The sequence below is a fragment of the Salinivibrio sp. MA607 genome, assembly GCF_001996245.1.
GTDB classification, from domain to species: domain Bacteria; phylum Pseudomonadota; class Gammaproteobacteria; order Enterobacterales; family Vibrionaceae; genus Salinivibrio; species Salinivibrio costicola.
This window is the reverse complement of the sequence record NZ_MUFJ01000021.1, coordinates 1-24,331: the sequence shown is the minus strand read 5'-3', so window position 1 is coordinate 24,331 and position 24,331 is coordinate 1. Positions and strand designations below refer to the sequence as shown.

General features: G+C 48.5%; 19 protein-coding genes. 11 read left to right on the top strand and 8 right to left on the bottom strand.

The genetic code is table 11. The features are described from left to right. Positions 1-121 precede the first annotated feature (121 nt). Positions 122-1,717 carry a methyl-accepting chemotaxis protein gene (locus BZG81_RS10775; protein ID WP_077677351.1) on the top strand — a complete coding sequence of 532 codons (1,596 nt, stop codon included), beginning with the start codon at positions 122-124 and terminating at the stop codon, positions 1,715-1,717. Between the two features lie 16 nt (positions 1,718-1,733). After that, positions 1,734-2,480 carry an SDR family oxidoreductase gene (locus BZG81_RS10770; RefSeq protein WP_021023766.1) on the top strand — a complete coding sequence of 249 codons (747 nt, stop codon included), beginning with the start codon at positions 1,734-1,736 and terminating at the stop codon, positions 2,478-2,480. 92 nt (positions 2,481-2,572) lie between these two features. Here BZG81_RS10770 and BZG81_RS10765 read toward each other — a convergent pair whose 3' ends face one another. Beyond that, entirely contained in the window at positions 2,573-3,082 is a 510-nt protein-coding gene (locus BZG81_RS10765; protein WP_021023765.1) for an outer membrane beta-barrel protein, read from the bottom strand. A 221-nt stretch (positions 3,083-3,303) separates the two neighbouring features. Here BZG81_RS10765 and BZG81_RS10760 point away from each other — a divergent pair, with 221 nt between their 5' ends. The 4 genes from BZG81_RS10760 (at position 3,304) to BZG81_RS10745 (ending at position 7,676) form a co-directional block, all read left to right on the top strand. Further along, entirely contained in the window at positions 3,304-3,891 is a 588-nt protein-coding gene (locus BZG81_RS10760; RefSeq protein WP_021023764.1) for a nucleoside triphosphate pyrophosphohydrolase family protein, read from the top strand. Between the two features lie 349 nt (positions 3,892-4,240). Then, positions 4,241-5,014 carry an enoyl-ACP reductase FabI gene (fabI, locus tag BZG81_RS10755; protein ID WP_021023763.1) on the top strand — a complete coding sequence of 258 codons (774 nt, stop codon included), beginning with the start codon at positions 4,241-4,243 and terminating at the stop codon, positions 5,012-5,014. Between the two features lie 43 nt (positions 5,015-5,057). After that, positions 5,058-6,479 carry a bifunctional enoyl-CoA hydratase/phosphate acetyltransferase gene (locus tag BZG81_RS10750; protein ID WP_077460859.1) on the top strand — a complete coding sequence of 474 codons (1,422 nt, stop codon included), beginning with the start codon at positions 5,058-5,060 and terminating at the stop codon, positions 6,477-6,479. A 3-nt stretch (positions 6,480-6,482) separates the two neighbouring features. Beyond that, the gene (locus BZG81_RS10745) at positions 6,483-7,676 is read left to right on the top strand and encodes an acetate/propionate family kinase (RefSeq protein WP_077677350.1); all 1,194 of its coding nucleotides are present in this window, start codon (positions 6,483-6,485) and stop codon (positions 7,674-7,676) included. A gap of 13 nt (positions 7,677-7,689) precedes the next feature. Here BZG81_RS10745 and BZG81_RS10740 read toward each other — a convergent pair whose 3' ends face one another. Then, the gene (locus tag BZG81_RS10740; RefSeq protein ID WP_077660610.1) at positions 7,690-8,454 is read right to left on the bottom strand and encodes a substrate-binding periplasmic protein; all 765 of its coding nucleotides are present in this window, start codon (positions 8,452-8,454) and stop codon (positions 7,690-7,692) included. 169 nt (positions 8,455-8,623) lie between these two features. Here BZG81_RS10740 and BZG81_RS10735 point away from each other — a divergent pair, with 169 nt between their 5' ends. Beyond that, positions 8,624-9,313, top strand: a complete 690-nt coding sequence (locus tag BZG81_RS10735; RefSeq protein WP_077660611.1) for a hypothetical protein — start codon at positions 8,624-8,626, stop codon at positions 9,311-9,313. 17 nt (positions 9,314-9,330) lie between these two features. Here BZG81_RS10735 and BZG81_RS10730 read toward each other — a convergent pair whose 3' ends face one another. Both BZG81_RS10730 and fabG read right to left on the bottom strand, forming a co-directional pair. Continuing rightward, positions 9,331-10,038 (bottom strand): SDR family oxidoreductase, encoded by a 708-nt coding sequence (locus BZG81_RS10730; protein WP_077677349.1) that lies wholly within the window; start codon positions 10,036-10,038, stop codon positions 9,331-9,333. Between the two features lie 34 nt (positions 10,039-10,072). Beyond that, complete coding sequence (gene fabG, locus BZG81_RS10725) at positions 10,073-10,804, bottom strand: 3-oxoacyl-ACP reductase FabG (RefSeq protein ID WP_021023758.1); 732 nt, start codon at positions 10,802-10,804, stop codon at positions 10,073-10,075. A 207-nt stretch (positions 10,805-11,011) separates the two neighbouring features. Here fabG and BZG81_RS10720 point away from each other — a divergent pair, with 207 nt between their 5' ends. The 4 genes from BZG81_RS10720 to BZG81_RS10705 all read left to right on the top strand — a co-directional run bounded on the left by BZG81_RS10720 (position 11,012) and on the right by BZG81_RS10705 (position 16,457). Beyond that, positions 11,012-11,356 carry a hypothetical protein gene (locus BZG81_RS10720; RefSeq protein WP_077460863.1) on the top strand — a complete coding sequence of 115 codons (345 nt, stop codon included), beginning with the start codon at positions 11,012-11,014 and terminating at the stop codon, positions 11,354-11,356. Positions 11,357-11,787: 431 nt separating this feature from the next. Continuing rightward, complete coding sequence (gene hppD / locus BZG81_RS10715; protein WP_077460864.1) at positions 11,788-12,873, top strand: 4-hydroxyphenylpyruvate dioxygenase; 1,086 nt, start codon at positions 11,788-11,790, stop codon at positions 12,871-12,873. A gap of 144 nt (positions 12,874-13,017) precedes the next feature. After that, positions 13,018-15,288, top strand: a complete 2,271-nt coding sequence (locus BZG81_RS10710) for a response regulator (protein ID WP_077677348.1) — start codon at positions 13,018-13,020, stop codon at positions 15,286-15,288. A 161-nt stretch (positions 15,289-15,449) separates the two neighbouring features. Next, positions 15,450-16,457: a sphingomyelin phosphodiesterase gene (locus BZG81_RS10705; protein ID WP_077677347.1), complete on the top strand. Its 1,008-nt coding sequence runs from the start codon at positions 15,450-15,452 to the stop codon at positions 16,455-16,457. A 79-nt stretch (positions 16,458-16,536) separates the two neighbouring features. Here the strand turns inward: BZG81_RS10705 and BZG81_RS10700 are convergent, their stop codons facing one another. The 4 genes from BZG81_RS10700 to BZG81_RS10685 form a co-directional block, all read right to left on the bottom strand. Continuing rightward, a complete protein-coding gene (locus BZG81_RS10700; protein WP_077677346.1) occupies positions 16,537-17,733 on the bottom strand; it encodes an MFS transporter in 1,197 nt (398 codons plus the stop codon). Beyond that, positions 17,733-19,052 carry a lysine N(6)-hydroxylase/L-ornithine N(5)-oxygenase family protein gene (locus BZG81_RS10695; protein WP_241827385.1) on the bottom strand — a complete coding sequence of 440 codons (1,320 nt, stop codon included), beginning with the start codon at positions 19,050-19,052 and terminating at the stop codon, positions 17,733-17,735. The genes BZG81_RS10700 and BZG81_RS10695 overlap by 1 nt, the downstream gene beginning before the upstream one ends. Positions 19,053-19,062: 10 nt before the next feature. Continuing rightward, the gene (locus BZG81_RS10690) at positions 19,063-21,729 is read right to left on the bottom strand and encodes a GNAT family N-acetyltransferase (RefSeq protein ID WP_077677344.1); all 2,667 of its coding nucleotides are present in this window, start codon (positions 21,727-21,729) and stop codon (positions 19,063-19,065) included. A 112-nt stretch (positions 21,730-21,841) separates the two neighbouring features. Beyond that, complete coding sequence (locus BZG81_RS10685) at positions 21,842-24,070, bottom strand: TonB-dependent receptor (RefSeq protein ID WP_077677343.1); 2,229 nt, start codon at positions 24,068-24,070, stop codon at positions 21,842-21,844. Positions 24,071-24,331: the final 261 nt, after the last annotated feature.

The window sequence follows — 24,331 nt, the reverse complement described above, 5'->3', positions numbered from 1 at the left end:
ATGGCATCTGTAATGGACCAAGGCTGAAAGTCTCTCGGTATTAGCAGGTGTCTGTAACCGTTAGGTTTTTAGCGTACTGAGTGTGCTAATCCGTTCCAAAGATAAGGATTATAGGTGGAAAATGACAAGGATCGTAGTGGATAACAAAATGGGATTTTGGGTCGCATTTGGCGTCGTTTGTGCGCTGTCTATATTTGGAGGATGGGTTGTAGTATCGGCGCAATTTACATGGGTTGTGTTGATATTGGCCTGTCAAGCTGTGGGCATAGGTCTTGCCGTAAAGCTCTATCTGTTCCCGCGACACGAGCAAGAATCTGCAGTTGAAAACGCTACACTAGACATTCCTACTGAAACCGTTGGACGATTAGCAACGCGTGCCACAATGAACGCGATGACGGCCGCAGAAGTCTCGCATCGCTCTGACATTTTAACGGCTCGTTTGACAGAGCAGTTTTCTGCGGTGGTAGAGATTACCGATAAAGCGCAACATATTGAGCAAACTCTTTCGCGTGCTTGCCAAGTCGAGACTGAATCGGTTGAGCAAGTGACTCGTATGCGGGATCTTAGTCAGCAGGGTGTAAATGAACTGACCGCATCCATTGCTGAGATGCGAGATATTAACCAAAAAACCGCCGAAACGGTTGCGCGAATTGAAGCTCTGGACGCCAACGTCAATAAAGTCAGTGCCGTCGCACAAGTTATTGATGATATCGCCGAACAAACAAACTTGCTGGCATTAAATGCCGCAATAGAAGCCGCTCGAGCTGGTGAGCAGGGGCGTGGTTTTGCGGTGGTGGCTGATGAAGTACGACAGCTTGCGCAGCGGACTTCACAGAGCACAAGTGAAGTCGCGACAATCATAAAACACATTATGGCAGAGTCGAGTAATGTGATGGCACATATTCAAGCCTTGTCATCCGATGTCGAGTCAGGCACTGAAAATGTTGAGCGTGTCGGGTACATTTTAACCGAGCTTTCTTCGGGAGCCGATCAGGTTGAAGAAGCGGTAAAAGAGATAGCCCATGGGTCATCACAGAATAGCGCCAGTTTAGAGCAAATTGCATCCGCGCTGGTACAGGTCCGATCTGGACTTGAAATCAGTGATGAGCAAGTCACGGTCTTGAGTAAAGAAGCCGAGGGATTAATGGATACCGCAGAAAAAACCAATGCGGTTTTTGCTGAGCTCTCCGATGCTAGCCCTCATCAGCGTTTTTTCAAAGCGGCGAGTGTATGTCGAGATCGGATTGAAGCGGCTTTTGAACAGGCCCTTGCGAAGGGCGAAATTAGTCCTTCCGATTTGTTTGACCGCCACTATCAACCCATTGCCAATACGCATCCACAAAAATACACCACCCGTTTCGATACGTTTTGTGATCGATTATTACCGCCGATTCAAGAGCCTATTTTGGACATCGATGACAATATTGTTTACGTGATAGCCAATGACACGAACGGTTATGTTCCCACGCATAATCAACGTTTTTGTCAGCCATTAACCGGTGATTATGCGCAAGATATCACCGGTAACCGGACTAAACGCTTATTTGATGACCGTACAGGTAGGCGTTGTGGGCAACATACTGATACCATGCTGCTGCAAACCTATAAGCGCGATACCGGTGAAGTCATGCATGACCTTTCTGTCCCGCTCTTTGTTGCAGGTAAACATTGGGGCGCAGTGAGAATGGGATACTACCCACCGGTATCAGCAGAATGAGCGAAAAGGAGTAGCAATGAATCCAGTTGCGATTGTAACCGGGGCAAGTGGCGGCATTGGCCGCGAGACGGCGAAGTTATTGGCACAGCGTGGTTATGCCATTTGCATCAACTATTTGAGCAACAGTGAATCTGCTTTTGCGCTTGTTGATGAACTTCAAGCGATTGGAGTAAACGCGATCGCCGTTCAGGCCGATGTGTCGAGTGAAGAAGGTGTCAAGCGGTTGTTCAGTGAAGCGGATAACCGCTTAGGGAATATCACCGCATTGGTGAATAATGCCGGTATCATGTTGCCGCAATCGTCTGTCAGCGGTATGGATGCGGAGCGGATCAACGCGATGTTTCAAGCCAATGTTACCAGTGCCTTTTTGTGCTGCCGAGAGGCGGTGCATCGCATGGCGCAATCTCGTGGTGGTAACGGCGGCGCTATCGTTAATGTTTCCTCCGCAGCGGTTAAAACCGGATCACCCAATGAATACGTTGATTATGCCGCGACCAAAGCCGCATTAGACACACTGACTATGGGGCTAGCGAAAGAAGTGGGCCGTGAAGGGATTCGTGTCAACGCAGTGCGCCCAGGTCCAATTGATACCAATATGCATGCGGCAGGAGGAGAGCCTGATCGTGTCGCGCGTGTGGCTGATAATATCCCGCTTGGTCGTGGGGGGTCGACGCTGGAAGTAGCAGAAATGATTGCTTGGCTGCTGTCAGATAATGCATCTTATTCGACGGGTAGTTTATTTGATGTTGCTGGTGGCATGTAGTCTGCCGTATTTCGATGATATCACCGCGCGTTATGTCGCGCGGTGGTAATCTATATCGTAACGACCGTTGTTTGGCACCCTGCTATGAGCGGTTAAAAGCCGATACTGGTACCGACACTCACGGAGCTCGTTTCGGCATCGCCGCGATCGGCATAGGTGAGCTCAAAGTTCATTTTAGGACCGACAGTCGGTTGTAACTCAAAGCCAACCGTTCCGCTGGCGCCCCAACCGATGTCTTTATCCGTCCCAAATTCGGTTTGATAGTAGTTTCCCCCACCACGCAGGTAGACACTGCCGATCGTCATAGGGAAGTTAACTTGTACGCCAACGGGAATATAGGTGGACGTCAACGTTGTTTCTGTACCATTGGCGTTATCAAAGTCGGCACTGGTTTCACCATACCCTGAATACAGGCTGGTATAATCGGTCAGCCGCCACGTGCCATTCACTTCCCAGGTGTGACCTGTCTCTGTTTGAGATCCGTATTTAACATCGGTAACACTGGCGCTAGCGCCGATACTGAGTGGCGATGTTTGGGCCTGTGCTGCTGTGGCGAGTAACATGCCCGCACAAAGCGTAGCAAGCGATAAGCGTTTGGTCATAATAACAATCCTTTTGGCCGAGAATTCGCCTGACGTGTTTTCTCATTATAAAACGGTAACGGCGAGTAGACACCAAGCTTGAGTAATATTTGCGCTGTAGCGCTAGGTCATATTAAAGAATCTGCGCAATTGATTTTAACTCCCCGCCAGCAGTGCTATTGTATTGCCCCTTGTGTACCAGCATGACGCCATGCGTGTTTGTTTCTCAAAGGGCTTTAAACATGAAATTTGCAGTTCTCGATCAAGCGATTTACGACCACCTTTACCGTGATATTGAAGCCTTTCGAATCACGTTTGACTTGCCTTGTAACGATCCAACCTCATTAGACGACAAAGCAGATGATCTTCATACGGCATTGGCGGTTGAGGAGATGACCGAACTGGCTGAGGCTGACTCACTGGTTGAACAAGTTGATGCTATCGTCGACAGTGTTTATGTCCTCATGGGGCGCGCCGTACAGATGGGGTCGCGCGGGTATCGTGATCAACTTGAAGTCAGTTATATGGTTGATATTTTATTGCAAATTGCTAATCGACTCGGGATCGATTTCATAACCTGTTGGGACGAAGTGCATAGCAGTAATATGAGTAAAGTTTGCCGCGATGCGCAGGCGTTCGCGGACACCCAAGCCTACTATGAGAAAAAAGGCATTGAGGTTGTGGCAAGCCCCAAAGATGACGGGATTATTGCCAAATGTGCAACAGATGTGACGGTTGACGGTAAATTGATTCGTCAAGGCAAGGTCATGAAGTCCGTGTACTATCGCCCGGCTGATCTTGCAAAATGTGTAATGGCCGAATTGGCTTAAATTCACGCGATATACGCTAGCATAACGCCGCTTTTTCTATAAAAAGCGGCGTTTTTTTCGTCATGGGCTCAGTGCTCATTTATCACACGCCTACTTTAATTGAGTAAAAGCTCTCCATTGAGCCTATTGTGCAGCCTTGTCATTAAAGTTTTGCAAAAGTGTCTTGTTTTCTTACAAAGATTGCTTCTCATTTCATCTATAATTTTGCCTTTAGTCCTGATTTGGGTCTAAGTTAAAAGCTTGTGAGTCCTCTAAAGTAGGCAGCACATTTTTTAGTGTAACTGCTCTATGTGTTGAACGCCTCACGTGGAGCGGCTCACGCTTTCGTTATAAATCTAGGGAGAACATCGTGGAACATCCTTTCTCACTTGAAGGTAAAGTCGGCATTGTGGCGGGCCTGGCGAATGAAAATAGCATTGCCTTTGGCTGCGCCCAAGCGTTACACCAAGCAGGCGCAGACGTACTGGTGACGTATGGGTCACCTAAGGCAGAGCGCTTTGTCACCCCCCTGAAGCCGTCAATGGGGGATCCTGAAATGATGTTGTGTGATGTGCAAGATGACCACCAATTGGATGCGCTATTTGCGCGTGCCAAAGAAAAATGGGGGCGGATTGATTTTGTTGTTCACTCGATCGCGTTTGCGCCGTTAGATGATTTACACGGTCGGGTGGTGGATTGCTCTCGAGAAGGCTTTTCGCTCGCGATGGATATTTCCTGCCACTCGTTCATTCGCATGGCTAAGCGGGCAGAGCCTCTTATGTCAGCTGGGGGCACATTATTTAACATGTCGTACTATGGCGCAGAAAAAGCCGTGGATAATTACAACTTGATGGGACCGGTTAAAGCCGCGCTCGAATCGACCACGCGCTATCTCGCCGCTGAACTTGGGCCGCAAGGTATCCGTGTTCATGCCATTTCTCCAGGCCCAATTCGTACGCGTGCCGCCTCTGGATTAAAAGAATTTGAAGCGTTGGCGGTAGACGGTGAAACGCGATCGCCGTTACGTCGACTGGCAACGGTACAGGATGTGGGGAATGCGGTTGTTTACCTTACCGCTGATGCAGGGTGTGTACTGACAGGGCTAACGCACTACGTCGACGCCGGTCATCATCTTCGTTTTTAAATCAGCGTATTTTTCGACGTTATAGACGATTAAGGAGCTTACTATGACAGGGACACATAACGAGGAGGTCATCGAGAATAAGACGTACGATGAAATTTCAATCGGTGATGAGGCGTTTTTAGAAAAACGTTTAACCATGGAGGACATTAAGCTTTTTGCGATAATGTCCGGTGATGTCAATCCTGCTCATGTAGATGATGACTTTGCCAAAAGCAGCCGTTTCCAAGAGATTATTGCCCATGGCATGTGGGGCGGCGCATTGATATCAACGGTGCTCGGTACCAAGTTACCCGGGCCTGGGACGGTTTATTTAGGCCAAACGTTGGCCTTTAAAGCACCGGTCATGCTTGGCGACGTACTTCGAGTAATCGTACGCGTCGACCAAATGGACGATAAACGCCATCATATTGTGTTTGCCTGTCGTTGCGAAAATCAACGCGGCGATACTGTCATCGAAGGCGAAGCACGCGTATTAGCCCCCACTAAAAAAGTAAGCCGTCAACGGACAGTCATGCCAGAAGTGCGCTTGTCTGAGCGCGGGCAGTTACACGCGATTCTTACCGCAGCGGATCATCCTGATCCCATGCATACGGCGGTTGTCCACCCCGTTGATGACAGTTCTATTCGTGGCGCGGTTGCGTCGGCAAAACAGCAACTAATCATTCCAACGTTGGTGGGGCCAAGAGATAAAATTCTCGCCGCTGCAGACACCGCCGAAGTGGATATTCAGGACTTCGAAATTGTCGATACTCCGCATAGTCACGCGGCTGCAGAGCGCGCCGTGCAAATGGCACGAGCGGGTCAAATTGAAGCATTAATGAAAGGCGCGTTGCATACTGACGAACTGTTGCACGAGGTTGTCAAACGTGAGGGAGGATTGCGTACTGAACGTTGTTTAAGCCATGTAATGGCATTCGATGTTCCGACCTATCCAAGACCGTTATTTATTACCGATGCTGCGATCAATATTTACCCAGGGCTCGCGCAAAAGCGCGATATCATTCAAAACGCGATTGAGCTGGCGCATGCGATCGGGAACGCCCATCCGCGCGTGGCCATATTGTCAGCCGTTGAAACGATTAATCCGAAGTTGAATGCGACGATTGATGCTGCCGCGCTGTGCAAAATGGCCGAACGCGGTCAGATCACGGGTGGGGTCCTTGATGGCCCACTGGCCTTTGATAGTGCCGTTTCTGAGGACTCGCGTGCAACAAAAGGTATTGAGTCGCCAGTGGCAGGGCGTGCTGATATCTTGATGGCTCCCGATCTAGAAGCGGCCAATATGCTGATGAAACAACTCAGCTATCTTGCCGATGCCAAAGGCGCCGGTGTCGTGGTGGGCGCAAGAGTGCCCATTATGTTAACCAGTCGAGCCGATGACGCTTTAACGCGAATAGCGTCAAGCGCGCTAGCGTTATTACTGGCGGACTATCAACGAAAATCGCTCGATAAGTCGCGTGTCTAGTGGATGATGAAAAATATACTCGTAATCAATAGTGGTTCGTCGAGCCTAAAGTTTGCGTTGTTCGACGCTGGTGCAATGTCTAATTCTGACAACATGGATCAGCAAGTCTGTGTATTTCGGGGGCAGTTCTCTGGACTAGGGACAGAACGAACCGCGGTGATCATGCATGCCGGGAATCATGCCACTGCTCCGGCTGAGGCCAACGATCATCAGGCGGCTATTATGTCGTTACTCGATTGGTTAGGGCAGCATAATGTGCTCGAACGCCTCATTGCGGTCGGACATCGTGTGGTTCATGGGGGGATGCACTATGATTGTGCCACCCGCCTGGACCCGGATAAAGTGACGCTACTCGACGCATTGACGTCTTTGGCGCCATTGCATCAACCTTATAGCCTCGCACCCATTCGAGCGCTAGACGAGCGATTGCCAGGTACGCCTCAAATTGCCTGCTTCGATACCGCCTTTCATGCGAAGCAGCCTTTAGAGGCTCGCCAATTTGCGTTGCCTTATGCGATGTACGATCGCGGCTTTCAACGGTACGGTTTTCATGGGCTTTCCTATGATTATATTTGCCGTTGCTTACCTTCCATGATTCCTAATTATGATCCCCAAGCACGTGTGATTGTGGCTCACTTGGGTAACGGTGCCAGCTTATGTGCGATCCAAGCAGGACAGAGTATTGCATCGACCATGGGGTTTACAGCGCTAGAAGGGTTACCCATGGGGACGCGCTGTGGCGCAATTGATGCCGGATTGGTTTTACACCTCATCGGTGAAGAAGGAATGACGGTCGCTGAGGTAAGCAAACTCCTTTACAAGGAGTCTGGCCTGTTAGGCTTGTCTGGGATTAGCAGTGATATGCAAACATTATTACGTAGTGATAAACCCAGAGCCCAGCAGGCGATCGACCATTATTGTTATCGTATCGCTCGAGAGATCGGGAGTTTGACTGCAGCCTTGGGAGGACTCGATCATTTGGTGTTTACGGCGGGTGTTGGCGAGCATGCAGCACCCGTACGAGACAGTGTCGTGCACCAATGTGGTTGGCTTGGCATCAGGTTAGATGCATCGGCGAATCAACTGAACCAAATCTGTATCTCAGCCGCTGACAGTGAGGTGGGCGTTTGGGTGATCCCGACCGATGAAGAACGCGTGATCGCGATGGATTGCGTAGCGATGATCGATATGGAATAACCACGAACAATCGTTAGTCAGTGCGAGTAGCTTTGCGGCTATGGTTATCTATAATCTCTGTTATCTCTCCCGATGCGACCAGTTGTTTCAGCGCATCGGTAAGCTGTTTTTTTAAATGTGAATTTGATGACGTTTTGCTTAGGACAATGTAACTTTCAAGGGCTTCGGAGTAGGTCAAAGGCTGCTTTTCAAGCACATCGTTTTGATCGAACTTCGCCACCATGTAGTCAATTTGATGACTTTCGCCAATCACCACACTTGCACGTTGATTGATTAATTGTTTAATCGCAAAGTCTATTTGACTAACAGGGCGTTTAGTAATATTCGAGTCGTTATCAAAATCGGATGTAAAGCTGGCGCCTCGTTCGAGTGACACTGAGTATGAGTACAAATCAGATTGATGTTTAATCGATATCATACTGCCTTTGTGAGTATAGAAAGCGTATATGAGATTGGTTCGATAAGGCGGCGAAAGATAATAAAGATAGCGCTCTCTAGAGGCTCGCTTCAGTACATTTGTCGCGATATCTGCTTTACCCGTTTCTAACAAACGCAGACATCGTTTCCATGCACATTGAACGGTTTCTACATCAACAGCGATCTTGTTCGCTAGAGCATTAACCACATCAACATCAATACCTTGGTAGGGATACTCACTGGTATCACTCCATGGTGGCCAATGCGGTATTGCATATATAATGGTTTTATTTTCAGTGGCATAAGTGCATGCACTAAATGCGATGGTGATAAAAAATGCATGAATGAGACAGCGTCGCATAAGGCTCTTCCGAGTGACCACTTTTGAAGAGTTTAGCAGGGGCTACAGAGACTGCGATTCTGATTGTTCGTAAAAAATGTGATATTCCATACAAAGTTATCTCTTTCAGTCCACGACTGGGCGTGAAATGCGTATCCTTAGCGCCGACAAAGGATGTAAGGATAACACTATGATGCGCGGGTTTTGGGTGGGGTTATTGATACTCAGCCTAACAGGATGTGCACAAAAGCTGGGACGGCCGTTTGATATAAAAAATCTTGCGAAATCAGATATGGATTTGATTACCGATATTCATATCGCCGAAATTCGTCAGATCACCGAACGACTATTGATCAAGCTCTATAAACGTAATCCCAGAGAGCTAAAAAAAGTGCCCGGAATGACCATCGACCAACGCGTTCACCAGCTAATGGCGGAGCAGCGTCCCCAGAATGGATTCCGTGAGCTGGGTGGAATGGACGGCATTGCATTGTTGCCGCTGGCATTTTCTACTGAGTTCGAGGGTGATCGTGTATTCGCACTGATGGCCGGTGTCACTGGGATGATAAGCGCTAGCTATAATCACCAGACTGAGTTCTTCTTACTCGATGATATTGATCAGCAAAAGCTTTACAACTGTGCACGTAACCTTGAAAAAATTGCGTGGCTGTTAAATAACCGTCGTGATGATCAAGGTCATTTGCTGCTGCTCAGTAACGGCATGAATGCAAATGGTGTCCCCAATTATAGTTATGAGCGCTTACTGAGTCAGATGATCTTGATCCAAGATATGATGGCACTGATGGTGGCGGACAGTACCAATCGTAATATCAATCAAGTGGTACACAGTATGGCCTCTATGACCTTTTTCCCGATTTGAACGCCACCGCTACAGGCCTACCACGCAATGGTGTTGCCTTGATAATCTAAAAAGTGTCCGCTTTGGCTGTCGGTGAGTGTATCGAGAACTTGCTTGAGCCCTTGCGCCGAGATGTCGGCGGTAATCAGCGCATTAGGACCGCCCATTTGGGTTTGTACCCAGCCAGGGTGTAGGGCGACGGTGCGAATCCCTTTTGGTCGTAAATCAATTGATAAGCTTTTGACGACTGCGTTTAGAGCGGCTTTGGAGCTTCTGTAGATATAACCCCCTCCTGATTGATTATCGCTCATACTCCCCACCTTTGATGAGATGAAGGCGAAAATAGGAGTATGTCCGCTATTGTTGGCAAGCGTGAGATGTGGGGTAAACGACTCAGCCATGACTAGTGGCGCAATGGTATTGACCGCTAACACCTCTCGCCACGCCTCTGTGTCCGTTTCTCCTAGCTGATAGCCTTTGGGACCATATTGACCGGCATTATTGTTCAGTAAGTGAATGGGCGTGTCACTGAGGTTTGATGCAAGTTGTTGCACTGCGGCGTGGTCTGTCACGTCCAACGCCTGTGTTGTCAGTGAGGCATAGTGATTTTTTAGCGTCATTAAATGCGGCGCGGAACCCGGAAAGCGGCAACAAGCAATAACACGCCAGCCATGTTCAAGATATCGCTCGGTAAGGGCTAAGCCGATTCCGCGATTCGCGCCAGTGATAAGAAGTGTCGGGGTCATAAAACGCTCAATGTTGTGGATGAATATCACGTCATTATATGACTAATCCACCATCAACTTTAAGTGTTTGACCTGTGATAAAGCTCGCGTTGTCGCTGGCAAGAAAACTGATCGCATTCGCGATGTCTTGTGCGGTACCCATTCGCCCGAGTGGTGTCTTCCCTTTCATCATGTCGATGACTTTATCTGGTAAGTTGGCAGTCATAGGCGTTTCGATAAATCCAGGTGCGACACAGTTGGCGCGAATTTGTGCGCCATGACGAGCGAGCTCTTTTGACCAGGTTTTTGTCATTGCGATGACACCTCCTTTTGATGCGGCATAGTTGGTTTGGCCAATATTGCCATCGGTACCGACCACTGACGATAAACTGACAATCGCGCCATGCTCTTGAGCGAGCATCAGCGGTGTTATCGCCTGTGTCATGGTAAATACCCCTTTAAGATTCACATCAATGACAGCATCCCAATCCTCTTCGCTCATTTTGGTTAGCAAATTATCACGCGTGATCCCTGCGTTGTTAACGAGCACATCGATGACTGCGTTGTGTTGGTGCAGCGTCTGCACCCAACTGGCGACAGCGTCTCTGTGGCAGACATCGAGCGCCACGGGTTTTATTACGGCATGGTTTTGCCAGTCTTGCATGTTATCTACAGTCCGGTCTAGCGCGTAAACGGTGTGTGCTCCCTGTTCGACAAATGTCTCGACGATGGAACGGCCAATACCTTGAGCGGCTCCCGTAATGACACAGTGTTTACCGGTCAGCATAGTTTTTCTCCTTGTTGTATTGATCAATAGGTTCTTGGGCGGTTGGTCATCTAAGCCTTTGCTTCTTCTCGCAACGTTGCGCCACTGAAAGATCAACGTGCAACAACTGGGCCAAAGGCAAGCGTCTTAAGCATACATTGTGATATCAATCTGAGGAGAAATAGGCTAAAATTTAATCAAGATGTCACCTTGTTTAAGAGAGGACCTATGCCGACGTCAATCAACTCGCAACCTTTGTCGCAGCAATATATGCAGCGTCAACGTGACCGTCAGGATGATCAGGTCAACGGCGGTCTCAATAACTCGATGAGTGTGCAAGAACGCGCTGAAGTCATCCGTAAAGAGCGGGAGGAGCAAAAAGAGACTGCCGCATCGAGTGAGCAGCGCGAGGATAAACGCGACTATCAAGCTTTAATTGATCGTGTTGCTGAGCAAGAGGCGCAAAAGACAAAAGCGGACGCGTACAATCAGCAGCAACAGGCATTGATGGACCAAGTTCAAAAAACGGTTACCCCCAACGCACAGCAAACCAGCTATAGCTTGAAGGTTTAAAGCTTGAAGATTTAGAGCTTGAAGATTTAAACCTTGATGGCAGACGATGTTCAACAGGATCCCACCTGTAGACAGCTGGTTTCCCGACATTCTGCTCATCGGAAGCCATTATCAATCGGCCACGCCTCTCTTACCTACTTGGTTGGCCGTCGCTCTTCGGAGCGTCGGTGCGTTCATCTAAAATGCCCCGCCCTTTCTCCTGTTCTTGTTTCTTTAATGTAAACAAAGTGTGTAAGAGGTGATTGAATCTCTTTACATGCCGTTTTGTTTTATCAGCTTGATAAAAAAGAACTTTGTAAGATTATCTCTTTCCTGTTCAGTAAGAGTTACAGCATTGGTTAACAGTATTGTAACGACCTGAGCGTGCTGGATTACTAGTGCTTACTTTGGCGTCATGCTATTCCTACTGGCATCAACAAGGAGGAACCATTATGACATCCACACTGCAAAAACCTGTAAAAACCATTAACCCATTAGGGACAGATGGGTTTGAATTTGTGGAATATACCGCCCCCGATCAAGCCGGTATTGATGCGTTGAAAAGTCTATTCTCATTGATGGGTTTTGCTGAAATTGCCAAGCACAAACACAAGCATGTTTGGCTGTATCGCCAAGGCGATACCAACTTTATTGTTAATGGCGAACCCGAGTCTCAGGCACAAAGCTTTGCAGAGCATCATGGCGCGAGCGTGAATGCGATGGCATTCCGTGTTCAAGATGCTGTTCATGCAATTGCTTACGCGGCAAAACAAGGTGCCAAAGTGGTTGAGCCCAATATCGGTCCGATGGAGCTTAGCATCCCGGCGGTATATGGCATTGGCGACTCGTTACTCTACTTTGTTGATCGTTACGGTGATCAGAGTATTTACGAGGTTGATTTCGACTTCTATCCTGATTGGCAAGCGCGCCTTAAAGAAGCCGATGCAGGATTGAAGGTTATCGATCACCTGACGCACAATGTCGATATTGGCAACATGGATGTATGGGCTGATTTCTATGATCGTATCGCCAATTTCAAAGAGATCCGCTTTTTCGACATCGAAGGCAAAAAAACAGGGCTAAAATCTCGTGCATTGACTGCTCCGTGCGGAAAAATCCGTATCCCGATTAACGAATCCAGTGATGATAAGTCACAAATTGCCGAGTACCTAAAAGCGTACAATGGTGAGGGTATTCAGCACATTGCAATGACGACAGAGAATATCTATCAAACAGTACGCACGCTGCGAGATCGGGGAATGGCGTTTATGGATACGCCAGAGACCTATTATGAGCAAGTGAATCAGCGTGTTAGCGGTCACGAAGAAAATATTGATGAGCTCCGTGATACTCGTGTTCTGATTGATGGTGACGCGGATACTGGCATCTTGCTACAGATTTTTACCAATACAGTTATTGGTCCTGTTTTCTTTGAAATTATCCAGCGTAAAGGCAATCAAGGCTTTGGTGAGGGTAACTTTAAGGCTCTGTTCGAATCGATTGAGCTTGATCAAATACGTCGCGGCGTGTTGGATTGATCGCTCAGAAAATAAAACCCTTCGCGCTCTTTAACCGGAGCGCTTTTTTGTCTACTTTTCCTTGTATCTAGCCGGATATTTTTCGCCCCAACGACGAACGGGCTCTATGCTTATAGGGCAAGCTCTTCGATTAAATAGGTGATTATGAAAGCAGGCAAAGCCATTTTACGCCATTCCTTATCAGTATCGTTGATGACAAAGCTGGCGCTATGCTGGGTAATACTCATCGCCTTATTCGCATCACTATTACTTTTTGCCGATTATCAATCCCATAAATCACAGGTCCAGCCCGTGTTACAAGATGTTGGCAGCCGTGATGTCCGCACCATGACTGATCACCTATGGCGAGTAGAAACACAAGCATTTGAACAACAAATTGAACAACTTATTGCACAACCAGAAATCGACTACATACACGTTTATGATGCTGACAGCACACAAATTGAACGTGGTGTAGAGCCAACTCAACAATCGATCCAGATGAGTTGGCCATTAATTGCCAAAAAAGAAGGCAATGAATATGTACTTGGCCAGCTTGATGTGGCCTCGAACTATACCGCATTACGTGCTTATCTAGGAGAGAGTGCGAAGTGGGCGTTTATAGGTTGGTTGGGGGTTTCAGGGCTGGGCGTGATAGCGTCAATGTGGATAGTGCAACGGTATCTCACCGCACCATTATCGGCTCTGCACCAACAGATGAATCAATGGGACAACGGCTTACCAAATCAAATCAGTGTCCCACCAGAATGTCGCGGTTGGTGGGGGTTTGAGGCGCGCTACAATGCTATGGTCACTCAATTTCGCCAAACGCTATCGCGGGTTGAGAACGAGAAGCTGGATGCCGAAAAGGCCAGCCACAAAAAAAGCGAGTTTCTGGCCAACATGAGCCATGAAATCCGTACGCCAATGAACGGCATTATCGGGATGGCATCGCTGCTGAAAAGTACGCGTTTGAATGATGAACAACAAGAGTTCGTTGAAATGCTAGAAACCTCCTCGATGTCGTTACTGGATGTGATTAACGATATCTTGGACTTCTCTAAAATAGAGGCAGGTAAGTTAGAGTTAGAACCATTAGAGCTCAATGTATTTGAGTTGGGTAAAGATCTGGAAAACTTGTTCACGCTGAGAGCTAAAGAGAAACACTTACAGTTTGGCTGTGAGATTGACCCAGAGATATCGCCCTTGCTAATTGGTGACACACCGCGATTACGTCAAGTGATGATCAACCTAGTCGGGAATGCGATTAAATTCACTGAACAAGGCGACGTCGCCGTTTCGATTACCAAAGTTCTTGATGAGGGAAACGCTTGTGTACTTCGTTTTCAAGTGAAAGATACTGGACCTGGTGTCCCGATTGAAGCGCAAAACCGTATCTTTGGTAAGTTTGAGCAAGGCGACGCTTCAGCAGCAACCGCAGGTGGTACTGGGTTAGGCCTCGCGATTTCTCAGCAAATTGTCAACCTGATGGGGGGGCGAATCACCCTAGAAAGTGAAGTGGATGTGGGCAGCCTATTTTCGTTCTCGGCGCGCTTTGAATGTGCAGATGTGCCGCTTGCGACGCCCGTAGAGGCGTATTTATTCGCGGGCGCGCCAATGCTACTGGTTGATGACAGTCGTCTTAATATGCGGATTACAACCGCGCAACTGAGTAATCTCGGCTGTCAAGTGACCTGTTGTATGCATCCCGATGATGCGTTGCCGCTTATTAAAGAACGGCTTGATAGCCAATCTCCATTTAAAGTCGTTTTGCTTGATAAGATCATGCCCAAAATGGATGGCTTTAGTCTCGCCGAGCAAATTGTCACTGAATTGGGTGAGAGAAGCCCAGCCATTATCATGCTGACGGCTGCGCCTGATGTGATTGATAGACCGCGCATCGAGCGATCAGGCATTGAAGGTTATCTTGGACGCCCTTATCAATTTAATGATTTAAAAGCTAATTTAGTTCGGATCCTTCAACAAAGACAGCCCACGTTGGGTATTGTTCGTTCAACAGGAAAGGGGACATCACTGGCAGGGCTACATGTTCTCGTGGTTGAGGATTCCAAAGTTAATCAACGCGTTACAGAAGCTATGCTGACGCAGTTAGGCATCAATGTGCGATCAGCGGATAACGGCGAGCAAGCGTTAGCTCTTTGGAGCAGTCAGCCTTTTGACGCCATTTTCATGGACTGCCAAATGCCGATCATGGACGGCTATGAGGCGGCAGCACTGATCAGGCGTAAAGCGTCTCGCACGGACCGAATCCCCATTATTGCATTAACTGCCAACGCAACAGCAGAAGATAAAGAAGCATGCTTAGCGGCTGGCATGGATGATTATATTGCTAAGCCTGTTCGACAACACGAACTAGCAACCATGCTAAGAAAGCATACGTTTACCACAGACACACAACTATTGACCAAAGAGTAAGCGAAATAGTCAGCGCTGTTACGCAAGTGTGATCTTAGTTACAAACATATCATAAAATACGAAGGATTCTTGGTGTGGTCTAACCTCTTTTCGTTAGGGTTCTAATCTTTGAGTGGGCTTGGCCCCAAACATAATTAGAAAGCAAAACGCAAAGAGGAAATATGAACAGAAAAAAACTGTTTTCAGGGGTAGCGGCTTTATTGCTGAGTGTCAGCGCTCATGCTGGCGAACTTAACGTGATGGCTTATAACATCATGCAGTTGAGCAACCTACAAGATTGGGATCAAGCAGAACGAGCGGCTCGTTTACCGACTGCGATTGCCGACATGGATACCCAGCCCGACATCATTTTGGTTAGCGAAGCCTTCAACGCTGAAGCAGAGCAAGCAATGAACCAACTTGCCAACCTATATCCTTACCAAACGCCCAATGTGGGGCAAGATTGCAGTGGTGAGGGTTGGGATGCATTAACAGGAGATTGCTCTAACTCTCCTTTCGTCGTGCGGGGTGGCGTCACCATTATTTCCAAGTATCCGATTTTGACCCAGCAAGCGCACATTTATAATAACAGTTTACGGGGCAGCTGGGACTATCAAGCAAATAAGGGGTTTGCGTACGCTAAGATCGATAAAAATGGCGAGATCTTCCATTTGATAGGTACGCACTTACAAGCCACGCATGATGGCATGTCTGATGAAGAACACGAGGTTCGTTTAGGGCAACTTGGCGAGATTAAACAATTTATTAACAACAAAGACATACCGACTGACGAACCCGTGATTGTCGGCGGAGATATGAATGTGGAATGGAGCCGTCAAGATGAAATTAAGGATATGAAAGCGGCACTTAATGGTGCACTGCGCTTCTCTGAGCCTGAAGTGACCTCTTTCTCCGCTGAACATAACTGGTTTACTAAAGCAAACGCGTATCACTTTGAGTATGATCTGAATTACAACACGACGTTAGATTATATTTTATGGAGTCGCGATCATGGCAAGCCTGTTAACCAGCCGCAAATGCAGGTTGTGCGCTTAAAAGCGAAGGATAGCTGGTACTGGGATTACTTAGAAGGTGAGTGGCCACAAGAAGCAGGACAAACCTATCATGATGGTTACTACAATGAGCTTTCTGATCACTATCCGGTAATGATTCAGTTTAAATATCAATAGTGTGATTGAGTGATCTCATTCAGTTTTTGCCGGAAAAACGGCAAAAACTCGCTGGAAAAAACGGTGAGCCTTAGTTGGTTCACTGTTTATATGCTGCATTTAATATGCCCAGTAGCACCATGGTTGCAAGGCTGACGCAAGTGATGATGGGAAGAGGTGGATAATTAAGTGTTAATGTCGCTAATAGTGACGCGAATCCATATCCGAGCGTATGCGCCATAGCGATATAACCACTGACTTTCCCCGGTTCATTGTCGAGCCTTTGCATCGCTTGGCTAGTATAGGCAGGGATCAGCAACGCACAGGCCCCTGATATTACGAGCATAGCAACGATTAATGCGCCCAGGGTAGGGAGTAAAAGTAAGCTATAACCTGCAACTAAGCTGATTGCGCCGATGCCCAGCATGTGGTCGATGCTTAGACGCTGTTTTTTTACCACCAACACTTGTACGGTGAGCGTTGCAATGCCGCTTAAGGTAAGCAAATAGCTCATCATCTGGCTAACTTTACTGGCAGACCATTCGGTGATGGTATGGAGTATCGGCGTGAGGTTGTATTGTAATAGGGCAATCGCTGCACATACGGCAAGGCCGTAACCCATGTAGGGCCAAATAGATTTTGGCGCCAGCCACTGACTGACAGGCGAACTTGATGTATCTTTCTGGCCCTCACGGTGAGGCATGAGGCTGATAACCAATGTGGCGATTAATGGCAGTAATAACATCAGCACAAGTGAGGCATACGGGCTGACGATCAAAACCGCCGAGGCGATTAATGGGCCGGCCAAGCGACCGAGACTTAAACCAATACTGATTGAGGTGATCGCCTGCATGCGGCGTGCCTCGCCAGCGAGTAACACGGCCCAATGCTGATTGGCGGGAACCATGCCCGCTACGGTTAAGCCATACACGACTCTTGCCATCAGCGCTAATGCTAACCAAGGCCATTGGTTGAGGCTGTTTTGCGCGCCCAGCGTGGCGATCAGTAACAGGACAAAGCTAATAGCCATGCCGATTAAGGCTTGAAGAACCACAAATTTGGGGCCGTACTGATCGCTTATACGTCCCCAAAAAGGCGCAGCAGGGAGAAAGAGTACACTACCCACCGCTATGATCACCGCCCAGGTTGACAGTGAAAATCCGCCTTGTGTCACTAACAGTGGCAGCGAGACCAACAGCCCGTTTTGTCCAATGCCCATCAGAGCAGCAATAGACGTTAAGGTGATAGGCTGCCATTTAGCGGTCTGTGTCGCGGGCTTTGTTTGTGTGTACGCCATTACCAGCCTGCTACCTTTTGCATCTGAGCTGACTGTGTGGAGGACTCAGTCAGCGTCCAGTCGAGTAAGCCGTGATGATGCGTAATGTCGTATAGGGGCGTGTCGCTAATCGCATTAATAATGGTTGCTGCCCGCCAGGCCGCGAGACTCAATTGTGGCTCAATAATACCGTGACAATGGGTGCCGACATTCATCATATATAAAGCGAGTGAACTGTCTTCACGCATTTTTACTCGGTAGTGAGCATTCACATTCGGTCGTCCCTCGTCATCAAGGTCGAGGTGGTCGCTTAAAGTATCGAGGCACTGAGGGAGTGCGCGAGAAAAACCAGTACACAAGATCACCACCTCTGCATCGAGTGCTGTGGTTACTCCGGTCAAGGTAGCTGTGGTCGCTAACTGGTAACCTGCTTGGTGTGATTGCATCCCAGTAAGCGTTTGTCCTGGAAGCAGTCGCCACCATTGCGGGGACCGGCGCACATATTTATCGTGATACAGGCGTTGATACAGTCCTTGCAAGCAGTCGTCGGTAATCCCATCACTGGCAAGCTTTTGTTGCGCAAGCTGAGTGTGTTTGATCTTGGGGTCGAGGCTATGAAACTGCTCTGCGTAATCAGGGATAAAATACTGATCAGTAAAAGGGTTCTCATCTAATCCTTGCAGGTTAGGACGGCGAGAAATCCAATCAATATGCGCTACTTTACCAAATTCACCATCAAAGAGATGCTGGAAGACATCGGCACCGGTTTGGCCACCACCAACAATGGCAACTTTTTTACCCTTCAAGTCCGGTTGTCGAAGTGCCAGTTCGCTGGCATGAAAGACCTGATCACCCACAAACGGCGCAGCACAGTCAGGCATAAACGGCTGGGTACCAGTACCAACGATCAAATGATCGCAGGTCAATTGTCCGTGTGGCGTATTTACCGCGAAGCCTGAGCCGTGTGGCGTAATGTTAATGACGGGTGTGTCGAATTGGGTATTGGGAAGCTGGTGAGCCACCCAAGCCATATAATCAGAAAACTCTAACCGCGATACCGTCTGTTCGCCCCGCGCGGTAAAGGGATAAAATTTCTTGGTCTTAACCAGGTAATTAATAAAGGTGTAAGGGCTTGTTGGGTCGACGGCCGTCACCATGTCTTTCAGGTACGAGGTTTGCATTTTGGCATCATCCAGTAATAACCCGGGATGCCATGCAAAGCGTGGCTTTTGCTCAACAAACAAACTTGAAATCGTTTGAGTGTGGGGAGCCAGCAGTGCCGCCGCACTGAGATTAAAGGGGCCAAGCCCGACACCTAAAACAGAGTAATGCCTTGTCATCACTGCATCCTTATTGCGCATAATGTGCGAAAAAATCGTTACGCTCACATTGCAACAGTGCGGCGCGCTTATGCGGGAAATCGAATTCTTTTTGTTTTTTCATGCCCACACCGCGAGCAATCCGGGCTACGCGCCAATTTGTTGCATTAGGCTCACCCATTACGTTTCGGGTACGAGGCTCGGCTAAGAAACAGTAATGGATAATAGATTGCGCCCAGGTATTAAAGTATTGGCGACCCAAAAAGCCGGAATTACCGACTAACATATGCATACCACGATCGAAAGCATCGACATCGTAGTAAGGTCCAAGCCGGTCTTCCGCGACCCAATAAATTTCAAAGTAGCCGAAAGGCTTTCCATCAAACTCGCCAATCACGGGGAGCAAGTGCGCATCGTGATGGGCCTTTTGCAGATATTGGCGATGAAACTCGAGCGAGCCCTCTAACTCCCAAATCGGGGCAATATCCGGATGGTTGTGCCAGGCGTGAAAGCAAGCAAGATCGCGTTTCGTTTCTGCTGGACGTAGCGTTAGTGTGCGCTTGAGGTGATAAAAGTAGCGACGATAGAACACGCCTTGTGGTTTCTCAGGTCGCGTTGGGTGGGTTAAACCGTTCTCTGCGGTTTGGTATACCTCATTGGAGGGTGACTGAGCTTGGTGCCAAATCGGGCAGTGTTGTTTAAACTGCGACAGTGTCAGTGGTGTGCAGGGGGCGACGACGGATTGCAGAGCGTGAGGATAATCACTGGCATACAGTGCTTGGCACTGATGCTGATAAAAGGCGTGCTCAACCGCCGCCCACCAGAGTGATTGATCATTGCAATAGCGCGTGGTTAGCGTTGCGGTGTCATTGTCCGGTTTGTGCAGCACGAAGGTCGCTTTGGCTTGACCATGTTCCATCACGTCGATGAGGTGATAAGACGCGTCGAGCGAGTGGCTGCGAAGCCCCACGGTGCGATCAAGATTGACCGGTTTAAATACGCATGAGCCCAGTGCGTTATCACCATAAAATGGGTTATCGATATCCGTGTAAATTTGGCTGGGATCGGCCAGTGTCGCTTCATTGTGATCGGCGAGGAAAGTGTGGAAGTTCCGTTTCCAGTGCAGGGTCGGCGAGTCGAGAAGATAGTCATACAGGCGGCTATCCACAGGATGGCTCGCTCGCCAAGTTGCGAAAGCTTGACGGCATACCTGCCACAAACGCTGCTCGGTGACACCGGTGGCTTCGCTGATCGCGGAAAGCGTATTGATTAGCGTATTACCAATTAGGTAGTAGCTCAGATACGGATCAACTTTGTCGGTTGGGACGTAACAGCTTGGTAACCCTTCACTGAATGCATCGGGGAACAGCGCAGGGGCAGGGTCGGTGACCCAAATACCTTGGCAGTCTCTGTACATCATGGCGCTAGGCAAACCGTGCGCGGTACGCAGCAAGATATTTTGCTGGTGGGCCAGTAACAAGATGCCATAATCGCTGCGTGCCAAACACAGGGGATACAGAATATGGTCTAAGAAGGCGGCTAACCAATAGTGTGCAGCGTCGTGTTGTGACCATTGATGATGCTGTGCGGCTTGCGCGATCAGGGCCCCAATTTGACTGCTTTGCTCATGCGATTGATTGATGCTGGCGAGCAGGTGGACATCTTGATCGGCTTGGCGGGCGAAAATATTGTCGCGCAAGCTCACCAGAGGCAGTGATAAAGGCTCACCTTGCGCGGACAAAATAGTGCACCAGACCGGCTCTTCGATAAAGGTCGTCGTGGCGGCTCGCTGCTGTAGCGTTTTTCCGGGGGCTGCGTTGAGCATTTTACTCAGTAAGGTACCACGCTTGGCTTCGGTGGCGGTTAATAGCCGTACCGAGTTAGTGAGTTTGACGGGCAGCGAGACTTTTAACATCCACGGATGGTCGGGATGATAAATGGCGCGTGACGATGAGGTCGCCAGCCAGCCGCTACTGGTCAAGGCTAAATCAATCACGCTGTCTTTGAGTGTGTGTGCGTCATCACTGTCACGCCACGCTTGCGCTTGTAACGGATGCATGGGCAAGGGGAGCCAGCCTTGCGGTAAATTGGCCGCATGGGTTAAGCCCACGCTATCGACAAACAAAGATTGTAAGGTGTCGAGTACATCATGGTTAACCCCTTCACCTGTCCATTGCTCCGGCGCAACCGCAAACCATTCAATCGCAAATGACTGGGCAAATTCGGGTAAATACGCCGCTTGCTGTTCAGGCGTCAACGGTTCATTGCTCTTGGGGGCTGGGTGCATGCTATGGCCGCCGGTCAGAGACTGCTCCGATTCGATAAAACGCTGTGGCCAGCGGTCGGCGAACCTGTGTTGCCAATGTGCCTCTGCCCGCTGCACATAAACGTCAGACTGACTAACACGTGATGCAAAGCGATCGATACGCTCGCCACTCAACTCGGGTACCAACTCGGCGATACGGCATACTGCATCGGCAAAGGTAGTAGGGGCAGCTTCACCTTCGCCACCGCGCCACAGTATGTCCCCTTGATAGCGATGACGACCGGCTGCTGAGGTGTAGGTGAGCGGCAACAATAATTCGCCCTGCTCGCACGGAAAACAGGCGTGATCAGGCTGACCTTTTATCACCCGCGTGTGTGGGTGCTCAACAAACAACGCATTAAAAAACGCATTCAAACTCAGGGGATGTGTCATGACAACTCCTTACAGACACGGGCTTACTAAGGCAATGTTGTGGTGCAACTATGAGTGAAACAAATTAGGAGAAAAGGCGCCCAGCGAGGACTGGGCGCGAAAAGGAACATAGTTAAAACGTGGCGCTGTAGCTTAAGCTAAAGGTGCGCCCTACGCCGGCGTAGTCAAACAGTGCTGCGGCAGTTTGTTTCGATGGTTCAGGCTGTTCACTGTAGGCGTTTTGTGCTTTACGACTCCAAATGGTTTGATATTGCTTATCAAGTAGGTTTTGGATACCAAAATTAATCTGGCCTACTGGCAAGGTGTAGTAACCATTGAGACCGACAAGCTCGTAGCCTTCTAGGTTATATCCTGCCTCGTCCGACAAATCGCCAACGTGTTGGAGGTTGAGCTCGGTGCCCCAATCGAAGTTATCGTAACCCACTGCCGCCATTGCAGTAGAAGGGCTGGCATTGTAGATACTCAGCTCATCCCAGCTACCWTTTTTCTTGGTTTCGCTTTGCACTAAGTGACCCTGCGCGCGGCTATACCAGACATCAGTGAAGTAATATTTAATCTGTCCTTCAAGGCCGTAAATACGCTTTTTATTACTGTTTAACTCTAAGCTAGCTTTTTTATATTTATAAGTCTTATCTGAGAGGGAGTAATAAGCAGCTAGCTGAGCATTATAGTCTTGTTGTTGGGTGCGCCAACCAAGTTCAAAGGAGTTTGTTTTAGCACCATCCAGCGGGGTGTTTTCCACATTCACACTCTCTTTTAACGTGGTTCCGGAGTAATCGCCTTTGCCGTAAAACTTACCTGGATCCGGCATATTAAAGCCTTGGCTAAAGTTAGCCCAAACTTGCTGGTTGTCGGTCAGGTCATATTTTAACCCAGCATTTGCCAGCCAGATGTCTTTGTCAGTGGTTCCACCTGGAATGGCATCAGCTTCTGGAGAAGAGGAAACTAATGTTAATGCTTGCTGAGCAAATCCAATAAAGTCATCGCCTTTATACTTGGTGTATTGATACCGTAATCCTGCAAAAGCGTTGAGTTTATCTGTTATTGACCAATCCGCCTGCGCAAATATGCCTGCATTTTGGGTAGTAAAGTCGGGATAGCGGCCTATGTCCCCTATATGTTTGAACTCAAGGCCATTGCTAGCATAGCTAGTATCAGGGTCATAAACACGCTGGAACGCATTAAACTCTTCATGGCTATAATCGACGCCATAGTTGAGTGTGAAAGCTCCCAACTCCTTCTCTAATAATAACTTCGCTCCGATAACATTATTGCTTTGCTCTGAAGCACTCATGGTGAAAGTGTTGCCAACTAATCTGGGATATGGGAAATATCCAAAAGTCTCTTCACGATAGTAAACTTGCGCAAGTAATGAATGATTCAGTAAATTAACATTACTATATTGAGCGTTTAACATCATACGCTCAGTGAAAGGTTGTTCGTCAAGCTCTAGGCCTTCTGAACGCTTGAGTTTATTAGAATCTAATAAGCCAGAAAATACAGTAATCGCTCCTCCATAAATACTGGTTTTAGGCCCATAATCAATCCCATAATCCGTATCCTGCCGACTATCATAGTATTGAGCAGTTAGAGAGAGATGCTGTTCGTCATCTGGGCGGTAATCGAGGCTGCCCATCATATCAATGCTGTCATTAAATTGGGTATCGGTTTGGGTCACATCGGGCAGAATAGGATCGCCATTGCCGTCGTAGGCCGCGCCTTTGCCTTCATACGCTACTGACAAGCGCCCTTGCAAGGTATCACTGCCGCCGGATACCGCGACCGCGGCTTTTTTGGTCAGGTCGTCGCTGTTGTTAAACCCAGTGGTGACGCCGGTGTGAACCTCGAGCTGGGCATCGCCCGCTTCACCGCGTTTGGTGATGATATTGATAATACCGCCGGTTGCGCCCGCGCCATAAATGGAGGTCGCGCCTGACAGTACCTCAACACGCGCGACATTAAAGGGGTCGATACTATCCAATTGGCGGCTGATGGTACGTGCAGCATTCAATGCGACACCATCAATCATGATTTGCGCGCTGCGGCCACGCAAATTCTGTGAGGCATTGGTGCGTGCGTTGGTGCTGCCAAAGTCAAAGCTTGGGATCAGCTTCCCGAGCGCGCCTTTTAATGACTCACCGCCTYGAATTTCACGGGTTAATTCTTCATTGGTGATTACCCAGTTGGTGCTGGCGGAATCGGCGATGGTCGTTTGAATCTTACTACCGGTCACAATGATGGTTTCGGTATTGGCCGCAGAAGGGGCGGCATGGGCGAGATGGGCGCTGATCACTAACGCCAGCGGCGAGAGTGAAAAGCCGACTGCTTTTATGGTGTTCATAATTATCCTTATTCGTCACAACACTGCAGGGTTGGTGAGGCTGCATCCCTGCAGTACTACTGAATCACTACCTTTTTCCTATCATCAAATGATAATGGATATCATCACTAACGCCAGCGGCGAGAGTGAAAAGCCGACTGCTTTTATGGTGTTCATAATTATCCTTATTCGTCACAACACTGCAGGGTTGGTGAGGCTGCATCCCTGCAGTACTACTGAATCACTACCTTTTTCCTATCATCAAATGATAATGGATATCAT